This window comes from Burkholderia sp. 3C (assembly GCF_054589155.1).
Window position 1 is genome coordinate 140181 of sequence record NZ_BAAILN010000066.1, and the last position, 15011, is coordinate 155191.

A 15011-nucleotide genomic window follows, 5' to 3' on the forward strand; every position below is an offset into this window, starting at 1 on the left:
TCTATCTATTTATTGATCGAATTATCCTTACCCTGAAACCCTAATTTCGAATTTTTATTAGGCGATCGTTTCGACTTGAGATTCAGTGAAACTGAAATGAACGCATGAGTAACCAATCGGCAATACCGGGATCAATCAACGCACACGCAATATCAGTCGCGAGGGAAATCGGGGCCGAGCGGCAACGCGCCGGCGCGTTCGAGCAGCAAGGCGCGTTCGCGGGCGTTGTGGGTGAGCGCGGCCGCGTGCATGAACGCCGCACGCGCCGCTTCGTGGCGCCCGAGCCGGGCCAGCAGATCGGCCCGCACGCCCGGCAGCCACGGGTAATGCGCGAGCGCCGGATCGTCCGCCAGCGCATCGACGAGCGCCAGCCCGGCGGCCGGCCCCGCCATCATCGACACCGCCACGGCGCGATTGAGCGCGACCACCGGCGACGGCGCAGCCTCGGCCAACGCATCGTAGAGCGCGACGATCTGCGCCCAGTCGGTATCGGCCGCCGTGCGCGCCCGTGCATGGCAGGCCGCCAGTGCGGCTTGCAAGGCGTACGGGCGGCGCCCCCCGCCCAACGCCTGCGCGCGTTCGAGCGCGGCCAGCCCGCGCCGGATCAGCAATGAATCCCAGCGGCCGCGATCCTGTTCGGGCAGCAGCACCGGCCGCCCCTGCGCATCGGTGCGCGCATGCATGCGCGAGGCCTGCAGTTCCATCAATGCAAGCAGGCCGTGCACCTCGCTGTCGCCGGGCGCCAGCTCGGCCAGCACGCGGCCGACGCGGATCGCCTCGTCGGTCAGCGCCGGCCGCATCCAGTCGTCGCCGGCCGTGGCCGAATAGCCTTCGTTGAAGATCAGGTAGATCACTTCGAGCACCGAGCCGAGGCGCGCCGCACGCTCGCGCTCGTGCGGCACCTCGAACGGCACGCGCGCCGCCGCCAGCGTGCGTTTGGCGCGCACGATCCGCTGCGCGACGGTCGGCTCGGGGGTAAGGAACGCGCGGGCGATCTCGCCGGTCGACAGCCCGCCGAGCAGCTTCAGCGTGAGCGCCACGCGTGCATCCTTCGACAGCACCGGATGGCAGGCGATGAACACGAGCCGCAGCAGGTCGTCGCCGATCACATCCTCGCGCGCGGCCTCCAGCGTGTCGGCGACGTCCGGCACCGCCCACGCGTCGAGCGCATCGAGCTCCTGGCCGATCTGCGTGTGCTTGCGCGCGTGCCGCGCTTCCTGCCGCAGCCGGTCGAGCGCGCGCCGTTTGGCGGCCGTCATGAGCCACGCGCCGGGGTTGTCGGGCACGCCCTCGCCGGGCCAGTGTTCGAGCGCGGCCACCAGCGCATCCTGGGCGACCTCCTCGGCCGCGCCGACGTCGCGCAGGATGCGCACGAGGTACGCGACGATCTTCGCGGCCTCGATGCGCCACACCGCCTCGATCGCGCGCTGTGCGGCCGTGCCGCTCACGCGGCGGCTCCCGCGCCCTCCCCGGCCACCGGCATGTACACCAGCTCCCACACATGCCCGTCCGGATCGGCGAAGGCCGCGCCGTACATCGGCCCCTGCTGCTGCGCGGGGCGCGTGGCCGCACCACCCGACTGCGCCGCCACCGCAACCAGGTGATCCACTTCCTCGCGACCGTCGCACGACAGGCACAGCAGCGTTTGCAAACGCTCGGCCGGGTCGCAGATCGCCTTGTCGGTAAAGCTCGAAAAGAACGGATGCGACAGCAGCATCGCGAAGATCGTTTCGCCGATCCGCACGCACGCGGCATCGTCGTTGCTGAATTCGGGCACCGGCGTGAAACCGAGCGCGGTATAAAACGCCCGGGCGCGCGCCACATCGCGCACGGGAAGATTGACGTAGATCTGGCGATGCATCGTGAGCCTCCTGATTCGATCGGCGGGGCCGCACGGCCCCTTGGGGAAACGGTGTGGAACGCGCAGCAAAAAACGGCAGGCGCCCCCTCAAGCCCGGTGCGCAAGCTTCTCGGGGCCGAGCAGGCCACCCGGTTCGAAATCCTCCGGTTCGTACAGTTGCCGGACCTCGATCGTGCCGTGTTCCAGCGCGCCGAACGGCGACGGAAAGCGCCGCGTCCATTCGAGCGCCTCGTCACGCGAACGCACCTGGATCAGCGTGTAGCCCGCCACCAGCTCCTTGGTTTCGGCGAACGGCCCGTCGATCACGCGGCGCTTGCCGCCCTCGTGCTCGATGCGCCAGCCGTGCGAGGTCGGCCGCAGCCCGGCCGCATCGAGCAACACGCCGGCCTTCGCCAGCTCGTCGTGAAAGGCGCCCATCGCCTCCATCAGGGCATCGTCGGGCCGGCAACCGGCCTCGCTGGCGGGCGTGGCCCGCACCAGGATCATGAATCGCATGGCGTTCTCCGTCGGTTCGGTGGCGGAGCCGCGGTTCGCCGGCTCCTGACACGACGACGTTCGACACGCTGCGATTTCGACATCGATCTGGCGATCGACCGGTCAAGCCCTCGATTTACAGCGCCGGGGCGATCAAAGAAAGCACGGCCCGACCTCGCGAACCTCGACCGTGCACCACTCGGCGGCCGGGCACGCCTTGGCGATCGCCACGGCCTCGCCCTCGGTCGCGACATCGAGCAGGAAGAAGCCGCCGATCATTTCCTTGGCCTCGGCATACGGCCCGTCGACGACGCGCGACTCGCCGTTGCGGATCTGCACGCGCGTGGCCTTCTCCTCGGACACCAGCGATTCGGCCACGCGCAGCACACCGCGCGATTGCAGATCGCCGGCGAAGCGCAGCATCCGCTCGTACAGCGCGCGGCCCTCGTCCTGCGTGCGTTGGGCGCGCTGGCCCACGGGTTCGGCAATCAGAAGCACAAAAGCCATATTCCTCTCCGGTAATCGAACAACGGTGACGACGAAACAGCGTCGAAGACAACGGCAAGAACAATGCCACTCATTCTGAGCGCGCGGCTGACGAGCGTCCATCGACGCCCGGCAGCGGCTCGAACGGCTCCAACGATCCACCCTGCCCCGGCCCACCGCCGCGCCGGCTTGTCACGACCGCCGCCCCGCCGAGCCACAGCAGGCCTGCCGCGAGGCCGGCCAGATGCCCTTCGGCGGCCACCGGGCCGCCGAGCCAGACGGCCTCGCCCGGCGGCGCGCCGGCCGCGAGCTGCCAGCCGACGCGCACGAACAGCGCGGCCAGCAGCCCGCGCCCGAGCCAACCGCGCCGCGCCAGCGGCGCGAGCCCGAGCACCGCGAGCGCGTAGATCACGCCCGACAGCCCGACGTAACGCTCGACACCGGGCGCAAAGGCCCACAACAGGCCGCCCGTGAGCGCCGCCAGCCCGACCAGCACCGGGCCGGCGCGGTGCCGCCGCGCCACGAGCGGCGCGCATACCGCCAGGCACGCCAGGTTCAGCGCCGCGTGCCGCCAGCCCAGATGCACGCAATGCGCGCTGACGAGCCGCCAGAGCTGCCCGTCGCGCAGCGCGGCGCGATCGAACGCAAGCGCGTCGCGCCACGCGGCCGGCAACGCCTGCACGGCCACCAGCGCCAGCGCCGCCACGCACCAGCCGGCCCGGTGCGCCGTCATCCCGTTGTTCCTTGCATCGATAGCTCCCCGACCCATGACGCCAGCGTACCCGCGCGCGGCAGCCGGCACACCCTGGCCGGATGGCCAGGTTTCGTCTGTTCATTACATTTCACTGTCAATATTCGTCCGTAATCTTACTAATTCCTTCAACGACGAAAACTGCCATGAACCTAGCCATTCCGCGTTTCGTTCTCGTGTCGCTGGCCGCTGCGGTGGCGGCGCTTCCCGCGCACGCCGCCGTCGTCAGCGCCGGTTGCGGCGGTGCCGCCACACCGATTGCCGAGATCCAGGGCAACGTCGCGCCGTCGCCGTTGAACCTGCAAACCGTCTCGATCGAGGCCGTGGTCACCGCCGATTACGGCGGCGCGGATGGCTTCGGCGGCTTCTTCGTCCAGCAGGCCGATGCACAGCGCGTCAACCAGCCCGGCGTGTCGGAAGGCCTGTTCGTCTACGCGCCGAAGCTGCGCGCCACCGCCGGCGATCTGGTTCACCTGACCGGCAAGGTCGAGGAAAAATATGGGCAGACGCAACTGACGCTGTCAGGCGCGATCGCGGTATGCGCGAGCGGCCAGCACGTCACGCCGGCCACGCTCACGCTGCCGGTGGCGAACGCCTCCGCGTTCGCGGCGGTGGAAGGCATGCTGGTGCGCGTGCCGCAAAAGCTGACGGTCAGCGAAGTCTACGAACTGGGCCGCTACGGCAGCGTGCTCCTCAGCAACGGCCGCCTGTCGGTGCCCACCAACGCGGTCGCGCCGGCAGAGGCGAAGGCGCGCGCCGCCGCCAATGCGCTGAACCGCCTGATCCTCGACGACGGCTCGAACCAGCAGAACCCGGCCAGCGTGCCGTATCCGGCGCCGGGCCTGTCGGCCGCGAACCCGATACGGGTCGGCTACACGGTCGAGAACGTCGAGGGCGTGATGGAGATGCGCTACAGCGCGTGGCGCCTGCAACCGGTGCCCGGCGCGGCCGTGCCGGCCTTCGACGCGTCGGCCAGCCCACGCGGCCCGGCACCCGCGCGCCATGCGCAGGCCGACGTGCGTGTGGCCTCGTTCAACGTGCTCAACTATTTCAACGGCAACGGCCAGGGTGCCGGCTTCGACGCGCCCGACAACCGCGGCGCGCCCACCTACGCGGAATTCCAGCGCCAGGAAGCGAAGATCGTCAGCGCGATCACGGCACTGCAGCCGGACGTGATCGGCCTGATGGAAATCGCCAACAACGGCTACGGCGACCTGAGCGCGGTGCGCCAGCTCGCGGCACGGCTCGGCGACCAATGGCGCGTGGTCGATCCCGGCGGCGACAAGCTCGGCGGCGACGCGATCAAGGTCGCGCTGCTCTACAACAGCCGCTCGGTCGAGCCGATCGGCAAGGCCGCCACGCTCGCGATCGACAACAAGAACCGCCAGCCGCTCGCGCAAACCTTCCGCCGCATCGGCGGCACACGTCCCGTGACGGTGGTGGTCAACCACCTGAAGTCGAAGGGCTGCACCGACGCCACCGGCCTCGATGCGGACCAGGGCGACGGCCAGAGCTGCTGGAATCCCACCCGCTTGCGCGCGGCCGGCCTGCTGGCCGACTGGCTGGCCGGCAACCCCACCGACGTGGAAGGCGCGGGCGTGCTGCTGATCGGCGACATGAACAGCTACGCGAAGGAAGACCCGATCGCGCTGTTCGAGGCGCGCGGCTATACGAACCTCGCGGCGCGCTTCATCGGCGAGAACGCGTACAGCTATGTGTACAGCGGCGAAACGGGCTATCTCGATCACGCACTCGCGTCGGCCGCGCTGCTGCCGCGCGTGAAGGCCGTGCACGAATGGCACATCAACGCGGACGAGCCGATCGCGCTCGAATACACCTACGCCTACAAGAGCACCGCACAGCGCACGAACTTCTACGCGCCCGATGCGTATCGTTCGTCCGATCACGATCCGGTGGTGGTCGATCTGGCGCTCGCCGACTCTGCGGTGCCGGTGGACGACAGCAGCAGCGGCAACCCGGGCGGCTCACCCGCAACGGGCGGTGGTGCGGGCGATGCCTGGTTGTTGCTCGCGCTCGGTGGCGGCGCGGCGTTGGCGGCATGGCGCGCAAAACGCAAATCGGGCACGCCGGGCTGACGCCACGGCGTCGGGCGGCTGGCGGGCGGCTAACGGCAAAAACTACAAGCCGCCCCGCCGCTTCGTGCAAAAAAGCATCAATCGCACGGCATTTCGGCGCCATCGCAAAATCGGGAGAAAAAGCGCCCTGCGGTGCACGGAATCGCCGGTTTTCGCGGCCTTGAACGCCTCGCGGCCGATTTCCGCCGAGCGCAAGCCCCGCAACGCTTTGCGGGGTGTCGCAAGGGTCGCTCCCGGGTCGCTCATGCCATTTTTACCGACACGCACATTGCGAGAATCGGCAAATTTCACCGAATTCCGAAGCCGTTACGAAAGCAGCAAGAGATTTTGTTTCAATTGCGCAACCCCCTGTCCCGAAAGGACTTTTTAGAGATAGGGACCGACCTGGCACGCGAGTTGCGAAACTTGGGCCGAGAATGCGAATCTGATTCGGGCATGTCTCGTATCACCGACCCTTTTTTCTCGATCTCAAGGAGAACGACCACCATGGCACTCACGAACAGCATCGAAGACAAAATCGACCGAGGCATCACGGAACTGCGCCGCACCGGCCGCCGTGTTGCACGCGATACGCGCCACAACGCACACAACCTCAACTCGGACGTGAAAGACGACGTCCGCTCGCTCGTCGGCGAACTCGAGGACCTGCTGAAGAAGGAAGACGCGGACGTCGAATCGCTGCGCAAGCGCCTGAACAGCCGTCTCGAGGAAGTGCGCGGCACCCTCGACGACGCCACCGAAGACGCCCTGTACCGCCTGCGCTCGCATGCTCGCGAGCAGGCTGACCGCGTCTCGCAAGTGGTTCACGAAAACCCGTGGCAGACGGCTGGCGTGGTCGCCGGCGTCGCCTTCATCGCCGGCCTGCTGCTCGCACGCCGTTGATCCGAATCTGATTTACCCGCACGCACATAATCCAACTTGCAACGAGGAGAAAAAACCATGCGTCAAGCACTCATGATGAAAGCCGCAGCAGCCGTCGTCGTCGGCAGTTTCGCCCTGGCAGGCTGCACGACCACGCCGCCGAACGAGCCGCAAAGCGCCGCGGCCAATTCGTCGAAGCGTCAGGCGATCAATTCGAGCGTCGACGCGACGCTCTCGCGCCTGTATTCGACGGTGCCGGGCTCGCGTGAGCTGGTGGCGAAGTCGCGCGGCGTGCTCGTGTTCCCGAGCGTGCTGCAAGCCGGCTTCATCGTTGGCGCACAGACCGGCAACGGCGCCCTGCGCGTGGGCGGCAGCACGGTCGGCTACTACAACACCTCGTCGCTGTCGTTCGGCCTGCAGGCCGGCGCGCAATCGAAGGCCGTGGTGTTCCTGTTCATGACGCAGGACGCGCTCGACAAGTTCCGCAGCACCGACGGCTGGTCGGCCGGCGCCGACGCCTCGGTCGCCGTCGTGAAGATCGGTGCGAACGGTGCGGTCGATTCGAACACGGTCACGTCGCCGGTCGAAGCCATCGTGCTGACCAACGCGGGCCTGATGGGCGACCTGTCGGTCAACGGCACCAAGGTCTCGCGCATCAACCCGTAAGCGCGCCCGGCTCTTCGGGGCCGCCACGCCGGGAAGCGCCGCGGCTCGCGCCGCGGCGTTTTTTTGTCTGCGCGCAGGATAAGCCCCGGCGCCACGCTACCCGCCCTCGCGAGTTGCAGGCATACTCGCGGCATTCCGGGCACCACTGGATGTCGGCGCCGCCGGCGCGCGTCCACCCTAATTACAAGCCGTTCGAGCGACCTCATGGAAAGCGGGAAAGACCACCAAAAATTCTTCCACCTGTTGCTGGCCATCGTCACGATCGGCTTCTGCTGGATCCTCGTGCCATTCTTCGGCGCGATCTTCTGGGGCACGATTCTGGCGATCCTGTTCCAGCCGGTACAGCGCTGGTTCGCCGCGCATTTCGGCAAGCGCCGCAATCTCGCCGCGCTCGTCACGCTGTCACTGATCGTGCTGATCGTGATCATCCCGCTGACCTTCGTGGCCGGCACGCTGGTGCAGGAAATCGGGCTCGCCTATCAGCAGATCAAGGCCGCGCAGCCGAACATGACGGGCTGGTTCCAGGAGATCGTGCACGCGCTGCCCGCGTCCATTCAGCGCATCCTGCGCAGCTACGGCCTGACCGACATCGCGAGCGTGCAGAAGAAGCTGACCGATGGCGCGGCGGCAATCAGCCAGTTCGTCGCGACGCAGGCCTTCAGCATCGGCCAGAACGCGTTCCAGTTCGTGGTCAGCTTCGGCATCATGCTGTACCTCGTGTTCTTCCTGCTGCGCGACGGCGGCGAGATCGGCCGCCGCGTGCGGCGCGCGCTGCCGCTCGACGAAGATCACAAGCAACTGCTGCTGACCAAGTTCACCACGGTCGTGCGCGCCACCGTGAAGGGCAACATCGCCGTGGCGCTCGTGCAGGGCGTGCTCGGCGGCTTGATCTTCTGGATTCTCGGCATCGACGGCGTGCTGCTGTGGGGCGCGCTGATGGCGTTCCTGTCATTGCTGCCGGCGATCGGCGCGGGCCTCGTGTGGGCGCCGGCCGCGATCTATTTCGGCGTGACCGGGCAGATCTGGAAATGCGTGATCCTGGTGGTGTTCTGCGTGGGCGTGATCGGCCTGGTGGACAACCTGCTGCGCCCGATCCTGGTCGGCAAGGACACCAAGATGCCCGACTGGGTGGTGCTGATCTCGACGCTCGGCGGCATGGCGCTGTTCGGCATCAACGGCTTCGTGATCGGCCCGCTCGTCGCGGCGCTGTTCATGGCCACCTGGGACATCTTCGCGCGCGCCGATCAGAACCCCTGATTCACGCTCCCGCGACTCACCCAAACGAAAACGGCGCGAGCATCCTCGCGCCGTTTTCACATCGGCCGGCATCGCGCCGGCGGCGATCCAGCTCAGTCGAATTTGAAGCGCATGTCCTTCACGACCGTCTGCTGGCCCCAGAGGAACGTGCAGGTGCGGCCCGTTTCGGCAACCACCGCATCGTTGCCGCTGCCCTGCGTTTCGTCCACCGGACGGCAACCGCCCGTGATCGACACGGTGCGCGTGCCCTGCTTCGACAGCGGGAACTCGTTGCTGTCGTCGTCGGGCACCGCGTGCGTGAGCGTGACGCTCTCGACGTAATCGTCGGGCAGCATGAACACCGGCGCATCGTCCACCCACAACGTGTAGTAGTCGTGCTTGAACGGCGTCTGCTCGATGCAGAGCTTCGATTTGTGCGTGCCTTGCGTCTGGGTCTGGCAAAGCGGCGCGGCGTGGGCCACGGCGGCAGCGCACAGCAGCGCCGCCGCCAGGCCCGCGCGCAACGCGAGTCGTGTCGTCATGTCTGTTTCTTCCCGGAATATGAGGCGGAGTGGAATAGTCTGGCGCGGCGCCGATGCACGAGATTGCGCATCGATGCCGGCCGCTGCCGTGATCCGCTTTCGGCGCGTGCCATCTTACTAAACTCCGGACACCTGATGAAAAAAGCCCGGCCGGGCTCGTGCTCGGCCGGGCCTGATTTCCCGGTGTGAAAGCCTCCGCCGCGCGTCAGAACGTCGTGCGCAGCCCCACCATCACGCTGCGGCCGCCTTCGGGCGCGATGTCGCGCACCACCGAGCTGGCGTAGCGGATGTCCTGGTTCGTCAGGTTGTCGCCGCGCACGTAGGCCAGCCAGTGCGTCGCGCCCATCCGGAAGCGGTAGGTCAGCACCAGGCCGAGCGACGTGTAGCCGTCGGTCTGCAGATCGTTCTCGGGCACGCGATGCTGCGCCCAGGCATGCGTGAGCTGCGCGCGTGCGCCGAACGGGCCATAGCCGTAATCGGCGGCCAGCGTGGCGCGCAGCGGCGAAATGCGCGGCAGCGGCTCGCCCGTCTCGGCGTTGCGCGCGTGCGTGTAGTCGCCGCTCAGTTCGAAATCCAGACGATGCGCGCCCTTCTGGAACGCGCGCCACTTGCTGTCCCACTCGATGCCGTAGAACTCGGCGCGCACGCCACGGTAATTGGCTTCGCTGAGCGCGTCGGCGGTGCCGGGGGCGACCGGTTCGCCGTCGTCGTCGACCAGGCGGCCGGTGTTGAACTCGGTCAGGTAGTTCGTGAAGCGCGTGTAGAACACGCCGATGCTGCCTTTGTTCGGGCCGCTCGCGTAGCGCAGCGAGAGGTCGGTCGAGATCGCCTTCTCCTTCTGCGCGGCGGGGTTGCCGATCAGGTACTGGCCGGTGGCGTCGTGCGGGCCGTTCGCGTACAGCTCGTAGAAGGTCGGCGCGCGCTCGGTGTACGACACGCTGCCGGCCACCGACCACACCGGGTTCAGCTTCAGCAGCGAGCCGAACGACACGCTGCCCGCGTTGAAGGTGCGCGCGCTCGCGCCGGCGAAGCGTTCGTTGCCGGCCGGCGTCGGATCGACCTTGATGTGCTCGATGCGCCCGCCCAGGCTGAACTTCAGCGCCTCGGTGGCCTGCCACTCCTCCAGGCCGAACAGCGCGACGTTGGTGGTTTGCGTGGTGGGCACCAGCGCTTCCTCGCCGAGCGCCGAAAACGTGTTCTGCGAGGCCTGCACGCCGAACGCGCCCTCGAACGGGCCGATCTTGCGATGACGCGCCTCGATGCGCATTTCGTAGCCGTGGTTGCGGAACGTGGTGCCGGTCTCGCCGTTGTCGATTTCCTTGTGTTCGTAGTCCGTATAACCGAAGTCGAACTTCAGTTGCGAGATCGGGCCGGCGATGTTGCGGATCTCGGACGAAGCGCTCAGGTGCTGCTGACGCATGCGCAGGCGCACGTCGCTCTCGGCCACCGAGCCGTAGTTCGATTCGAAGCCGCTGTACGACAGGCCCGCGTAGCCGTCGGCCCAGGTGTAGGCGCCGCCCACGGCGCCGCCATGCTGGCGGCCATCGCTGTTGGGGATGTTGCCGGAGGTCTGCTCGGCGTCGGGGCCGTCGAGCACGCGTTGGCGATCCGAATGCGCGTAGCCGGGAATCCGCAGCTTGCTGGTTTCGCGATCGAACGCATCCACGTGAAACGCGAAGCGGCCGTTGCCGCCCTCCACCATCGCGGCCCCGGCGCGTGCGTTGTTCGCGCCGCCATAGCTGGCGTCGACCGCGCCCGACACGCCCTTGATCGCCTCGCGCGGAATCCGGTTGTCGATGCTGTTGACCACGCCGCCGACCGCGTTGCCGCCGTACAGCAGCGCGGCCGGCCCGCGCACGATCTCGACGCGCTCGACCGTCAGCGGGTCCTGCGGCACCGCGTGGTCGTACGACAGCGACGACGCGTCGAACGCGGCCACGCCGTTGCGCAGCAGGCGAATGCGGTCGCCGTCCATGCCGCGGATGATCGGGCGGCCGACCAGCGGCCCGTAGGTGGTGGTCGACACGCCAGGCAGGCCGTCGAGCGAGCCGCCGAGCGAATCGGCGCGACGCAGCGCGAGTGCGTCGCCACCGATCGAGGCGGTCGGCGAGATCAGCTCGGTGTCGCCGGTCGGGTTCGCGGTGACGAACACCGGGTTCAGCGAAAGCGCCGGCGTAGGCGTGGCAACGGCTGGGGCGGAGGTGGCCGCCGACTGCGCATAGGCCAGGCTGGCGACGAACATCAGGGTCAGGGGCGGCAGCCCGCGCGCGGCGGACAGGGAACGGGAACGGACGGAGTCGCGCATGGTGAACGGTGGTGGTGTAGTGAAATGGAGGCTGAACCCGAGCCGACACCGCGGTATCACCCATCAATACGTCACGTTATAACGTATCATTTCGGCCGCGCAATGAGCCGTCACGAATCGACGACCTCCACGCGACCCGGCCGGGCGGCACGCGCGGGGTCGAAATCAAGTTGAAAACAAACTGATTGGGATATGTTATATCATTTCAGTTTGTAACAACAAGCACGGCAGCCGAAAGAATCTGCGGAGAGGTTTTGTCAGGCAGGGAAATGGCGTGTCCGCGCTTCGTTGCGAAGCGCCACGTGCCGATCATGGCCGGCGACGGCAGACGCCTTGGGGCACCGCGCATGCGCCCAAGCAGGATGAAAGCCGGTGAAAGCGGATGATGGGCAAGACTTCGTAAGCGTCTTTAATCGCGCTTAATCGCCCGAAATTGACTCTGCGGCACCGCACCAGAACAATGGGAACTGTCTCGCGATCGCCTTCCGGCAACCCCGGTTCCAGGTGGTCAGAGGCGGCCAGACTCCAGTCGGACTCCCCCTCTAGACTGGAACATTGCGAGCCACGGAGCGATCCGTGGCTTTTTTTTGCGCTCAGGCGTCGGCCGCCACGCGCAGCACGAGCTTGCCGCGATGGCTGCCGTCGAACAGGCGGTTCAGCACGTCCGGCGCGTTCTCCAGCCCGTCGGCCACGGTTTCCTCGGCCTTGATGCGCCCGTCGCGCAACCAGCCGGCCAGTTGCTGCACGGCTTCGCGGTTCTTGCGGTAATCGAGGATCAGGAAGCCGCGCATCGTCAGCCGCTTCGAGATCACCACGCCGAAATCGTCGCCGGCGCGGCCCTGGCTGTTGTAGTTCGAGATCACCCCGCACATCGCCACGCGCCCGCCGATCACCATGCGCGACAGCACCGCGCGCATCACCTCGCCGCCCACGTTCTCGAAGTCGACGTGCACGCCGTCGGGCGTGGCCGCCTTCAGCGCCTGCTTCCAGTCGGGCGCCTTGTAGTCGACGGCCGCGTCGAAGCCGAGCGTGTCGGTCAGGTAGCGGCACTTGTCGGGGCCGCCTGCGATGCCGACCACGCGCGCGCCGTGGATCTTGCCGATCTGCCCCGCGATCGAGCCGACCGAGCCGGCCGCCGCCGACACCACCAGCGTCTCGCCCGGCTGCACCGGCGCGATGTCGGTCAGCCCGTAATAGGCCGTCAGCCCGCTCATGCCGCAAGCGCCGAGCAGCGTCGGCAGCGGCAACCCGAGCTCGGGCAGCTTGAGCAGCTTCGGCGCGTCCTCGGCCGTCACATGCGCATAGTCCTGCCAGCCCACCAGGCCCTGCACCAGGTCGCCCACGGCGAACTTCTCCGCGCGCGAGGCCACCACGCGGCCGATGCCGAGCGCGCGCATGGTTTCGCCGATCGCCACCGGCGGCAGGTATTGCGGGATGTCGCTCATCCACACGCGGTTGGTCGGGTCCATCGACAGATACAGCACGCGCACCAACAGTTCGCCATCCTGAAGATCAGGCAGCGGCGTCTCGACGAGCGAGAAATGTTCGGCGCCGACGCGCGCTTCGGGGCGCGCCTTCAGGCGCAACTGACGGTTGACGGTATCAGGCATGGTGTCTCCTCGATAAGGGGAAAAGCGGCGGATCGGGCCGGCCGCGCGCTCACATCGCGCACAGCCCGCCGTCGATCACGAGTTCGGCGCCGGTCACGTAGCGGCTCTCGTCGGACGCGAGATAGATCGCGGCCCAGGCCACGTCGTCCGGTTCGCCGAGCCGGCCCATCGGCACGCCGCGCGCGAGCTTGCGGGTGGCCGCGTTCTCGCCGAGCTGCTGAAAGAACGGCTCGACGATGCCGGTGCGGATGAACGACGGATGCAGCGAATTGCAGCGCACGCCGGTCTGCTTGCGCGCGCAATCGACGGCGATCGATTTGGTCAACGAAGCCACCGCCGCCTTCGACGCGTTGTAGGCCGTGTATTCCGGTTCGTGCTTGAAGGCCGCGACCGACGACACGTTGATGATCGACGCCGGCTGGCTGTCGCGCAGGAACGGCAGCGCATGGCGCACGCCGAGCACGATGCTTTCGACGTTGATGTCCATCACGCGCCGCCATTCCTTCTGCTCGATCTGCTCGACGGTGCCCAGCGATCCCACGCCCGCGTTGTTGACCAGCACCGACAGGCCGCCCATCGCCGTGTTCGCTTCGGCGGCCAGCGCCTGCCAGCGCACGTCGTCGCGCACGTCCTGCTCGGCGAACCACGCCACGCGGCTGCCGGCCGCCGCGTTCAGCTCGGCCACCAGCGCTTCGAGCGCGGGCTGCTGCGCGGCCACGTCGGTCAGGAACAGCTTCGCGCCGTGCTCGGCCATGCGCGCCGCCATCGCGCGGCCCAGCCCGCCCGTCGCGCCCGTGATGAAGGCATGTTTGCCCGCGAGCCGCGGCGTTCCGATCGTCGTCATGCTTGCTCCTCGAATTCGTTGCACACGGCGCCGCTGCGCCGCGCGTCGCCACTATACCGACAGATATCCACCGTCGACGTTGAGCACCGCGCCCGTGGTGTAGCTCGCCGCCGGCGAGGCGAGAAACAGGATCGCGCCGGCCATTTCCGACGGCGCGGCCACGCGGCGCATCGGCACATGCGCGAGCACCTGTTCGAGCACGGCCGGATTCTTCGTCAGCGCCGACGCGAATTTGGTGTCGGTCAGGCCCGGCAGCAGCGCGTTGCAGCGCACGCCGTCGGCCGCGCATTCGACCGCGAACGCCTTGGTCATCGAGATCACCGCCGCTTTCGTGATCGAGTAGATGCCCTGCTTGTCGCCCGGAATCACGCCGTTCACCGACGCGACGTTGACGATCGCGCCGCCGCCGTTCGCGGCCATCCGGCGCGCGCCGTGCGTCGACATGAAGAAGTAGCCGCGAATGTTGACGTCGACGGTCTTCTGGAACGCGTCGAGCCCGGTGTCGACGATCGGGCCGTAATACGGGTTCGCGGCAGCGTTGTTGACGAGGATGTCGAGCCGGCCATGCCTCGCGTCGAGCGCGGCGTAGAGCGCCTCGATCTGCTCGGGCTCGCCGATATGGCAGGCGGCCGGCTCGGCCGAGCCGCCGTCGGCGACGATCGCGTCGGCCACGCGGCGGCAATCGTCGATGCGCCGGCTCGACACGATCACATGCGCGCCGCAGGCGGCGAGCAGGCGTGCGGCCTCCTCGCCGATGCCGCGGCTCGCGCCGCTGACGAGGGCGATCCTGCCGGACAAATCGAACAGATCGGGTGCGGTCATCGTGATGGATTCCTCTGGATAACGAAGGGATGCGGCCTGGCTCGGCGGCACTCAGCGATGCGTGACGAGCGCGGCGTCGGCCGCCGCGTCGAGATGTGGCCAGGCGTTGTAGGTAATGAGCCGCGCGCCGCTGCGGCCCGCCCGGATGCGCGACACGCTGGTGTTGACGAGCGGCCAGGCGAAATCGAAGCAGCGCTGCGGCGGCGCGCCGGCCAGATGCGCGACGATCGCGCCGATCGGTCCACCCGACGACACCACCCAGGTTTCGCCGTGGTGCGCGGCCCCGGCCTCGGCCTCGCGCAGCAGCGTGTCCCACGCGTCGAGCACCGCCGTGCGGAACGCCGGCCACGGTTGCGCGTAATCGGCGTCGGCCTCGCCCGAAGTCCAGCGCGCGACGGCGCCCGAGAACAGCGCCTGGAACGCGCGGCGCGGGTCGGCGGCGCGCGCCAGCTCGGCC

At 68.0% G+C, this 15011-nt stretch carries 15 protein-coding genes; 4 read left to right on the top strand and 11 right to left on the bottom strand.

The features are described 5' to 3' along the window. Positions 1-152: 152 nt before the first annotated feature. The 5 genes from ACYP33_RS10925 to rrtA all read right to left on the bottom strand — a co-directional run bounded on the left by ACYP33_RS10925 (position 153) and on the right by rrtA (position 3554). Entirely contained in the window at positions 153-1448 is a 1296-nt protein-coding gene (locus tag ACYP33_RS10925; protein ID WP_459621578.1) for an RNA polymerase sigma factor, read from the bottom strand. Next, positions 1445-1861: a VOC family protein gene (locus tag ACYP33_RS10930; RefSeq protein ID WP_459621580.1), complete on the bottom strand. Its 417-nt coding sequence runs from the start codon at positions 1859-1861 to the stop codon at positions 1445-1447. The genes ACYP33_RS10925 and ACYP33_RS10930 overlap by 4 nt, the downstream gene beginning before the upstream one ends. Before the next feature lie 87 nt (positions 1862-1948). Further along, entirely contained in the window at positions 1949-2356 is a 408-nt protein-coding gene (locus ACYP33_RS10935; RefSeq protein ID WP_414446927.1) for a YciI family protein, read from the bottom strand. A gap of 132 nt (positions 2357-2488) precedes the next feature. Further along, entirely contained in the window at positions 2489-2842 is a 354-nt protein-coding gene (locus ACYP33_RS10940) for a YciI family protein (protein ID WP_414446926.1), read from the bottom strand. Between the two features lie 70 nt (positions 2843-2912). Next, the gene (gene rrtA, locus ACYP33_RS10945; protein WP_459621583.1) at positions 2913-3554 is read right to left on the bottom strand and encodes a rhombosortase; all 642 of its coding nucleotides are present in this window, start codon (positions 3552-3554) and stop codon (positions 2913-2915) included. Between the two features lie 164 nt (positions 3555-3718). On the opposite strand from rrtA, the gene ACYP33_RS10950 reads away from it, so the two are divergent. The 4 genes from ACYP33_RS10950 to ACYP33_RS10965 all read left to right on the top strand — a co-directional run bounded on the left by ACYP33_RS10950 (position 3719) and on the right by ACYP33_RS10965 (position 8452). Then, positions 3719-5668: an ExeM/NucH family extracellular endonuclease gene (locus ACYP33_RS10950; RefSeq protein ID WP_459621585.1), complete on the top strand. Its 1950-nt coding sequence runs from the start codon at positions 3719-3721 to the stop codon at positions 5666-5668. Positions 5669-6154: 486 nt separating this feature from the next. Next, positions 6155-6550 (top strand): ElaB/YgaM/YqjD family protein, encoded by a 396-nt coding sequence (locus ACYP33_RS10955; protein WP_414442012.1) that lies wholly within the window; start codon positions 6155-6157, stop codon positions 6548-6550. A 57-nt stretch (positions 6551-6607) separates the two neighbouring features. Continuing rightward, on the top strand, positions 6608-7195 hold the full coding sequence (locus ACYP33_RS10960; RefSeq protein ID WP_414439897.1) for a BPSL1445 family SYLF domain-containing lipoprotein: 588 nt from the start codon (positions 6608-6610) through the stop codon (positions 7193-7195). Between the two features lie 204 nt (positions 7196-7399). Continuing rightward, a complete protein-coding gene (locus tag ACYP33_RS10965; protein ID WP_459621587.1) occupies positions 7400-8452 on the top strand; it encodes an AI-2E family transporter in 1053 nt (350 codons plus the stop codon). 92 nt (positions 8453-8544) lie between these two features. Here the strand turns inward: ACYP33_RS10965 and ACYP33_RS10970 are convergent, their stop codons facing one another. The 6 genes from ACYP33_RS10970 to ACYP33_RS10995 form a co-directional block, all read right to left on the bottom strand. Then, positions 8545-8973, bottom strand: coding sequence for a hypothetical protein (locus ACYP33_RS10970; RefSeq protein WP_459621589.1), 429 nt, complete (start codon positions 8971-8973; stop codon positions 8545-8547). Positions 8974-9178: 205 nt separating this feature from the next. Next, entirely contained in the window at positions 9179-11278 is a 2100-nt protein-coding gene (locus tag ACYP33_RS10975) for a TonB-dependent receptor (RefSeq protein WP_459621591.1), read from the bottom strand. Between the two features lie 593 nt (positions 11279-11871). Continuing rightward, positions 11872-12888 carry an NADP-dependent oxidoreductase gene (locus ACYP33_RS10980; RefSeq protein ID WP_459621593.1) on the bottom strand — a complete coding sequence of 339 codons (1017 nt, stop codon included), beginning with the start codon at positions 12886-12888 and terminating at the stop codon, positions 11872-11874. Positions 12889-12937: 49 nt separating this feature from the next. Further along, positions 12938-13732, bottom strand: a complete 795-nt coding sequence (locus ACYP33_RS10985) for an SDR family oxidoreductase (RefSeq protein ID WP_459621595.1) — start codon at positions 13730-13732, stop codon at positions 12938-12940. 51 nt (positions 13733-13783) lie between these two features. Then, positions 13784-14554, bottom strand: a complete 771-nt coding sequence (locus tag ACYP33_RS10990; RefSeq protein WP_414439903.1) for an SDR family oxidoreductase — start codon at positions 14552-14554, stop codon at positions 13784-13786. 51 nt (positions 14555-14605) lie between these two features. After that, positions 14606-15011: histidine phosphatase family protein (locus tag ACYP33_RS10995; protein ID WP_459621598.1), on the bottom strand; the 406-nt coding region annotated here is incomplete at its 5' end.

Bases quoted from the DNA above. Each gene is read 5' to 3' on its own strand.
- ACYP33_RS10930 (WP_459621580.1), bottom strand. From the start codon at position 1,861: ATGCATCGCCAGATCTACGTCAATCTTCCCGTGCGCGATGTGGCGCGC.
- ACYP33_RS10935 (WP_414446927.1), bottom strand. From the start codon at position 2,356: ATGCGATTCATGATCCTGGTGCGGGCCACGCCCGCCAGCGAGGCCGGT.
- ACYP33_RS10940 (WP_414446926.1), bottom strand. From the start codon at position 2,842: ATGGCTTTTGTGCTTCTGATTGCCGAACCCGTGGGCCAGCGCGCCCAA.
- rrtA (WP_459621583.1), bottom strand. From the start codon at position 3,554: ATGACGGCGCACCGGGCCGGCTGGTGCGTGGCGGCGCTGGCGCTGGTG.
- ACYP33_RS10950 (WP_459621585.1), top strand. From the start codon at position 3,719: ATGAACCTAGCCATTCCGCGTTTCGTTCTCGTGTCGCTGGCCGCTGCG.
- ACYP33_RS10955 (WP_414442012.1), top strand. From the start codon at position 6,155: ATGGCACTCACGAACAGCATCGAAGACAAAATCGACCGAGGCATCACG.
- ACYP33_RS10960 (WP_414439897.1), top strand. From the start codon at position 6,608: ATGCGTCAAGCACTCATGATGAAAGCCGCAGCAGCCGTCGTCGTCGGC.
- ACYP33_RS10965 (WP_459621587.1), top strand. From the start codon at position 7,400: ATGGAAAGCGGGAAAGACCACCAAAAATTCTTCCACCTGTTGCTGGCC.
- ACYP33_RS10970 (WP_459621589.1), bottom strand. From the start codon at position 8,973: ATGACGACACGACTCGCGTTGCGCGCGGGCCTGGCGGCGGCGCTGCTG.
- ACYP33_RS10975 (WP_459621591.1), bottom strand. From the start codon at position 11,278: ATGCGCGACTCCGTCCGTTCCCGTTCCCTGTCCGCCGCGCGCGGGCTG.
- ACYP33_RS10980 (WP_459621593.1), bottom strand. From the start codon at position 12,888: ATGCCTGATACCGTCAACCGTCAGTTGCGCCTGAAGGCGCGCCCCGAA.
- ACYP33_RS10985 (WP_459621595.1), bottom strand. From the start codon at position 13,732: ATGACGACGATCGGAACGCCGCGGCTCGCGGGCAAACATGCCTTCATC.
- ACYP33_RS10990 (WP_414439903.1), bottom strand. From the start codon at position 14,554: ATGACCGCACCCGATCTGTTCGATTTGTCCGGCAGGATCGCCCTCGTC.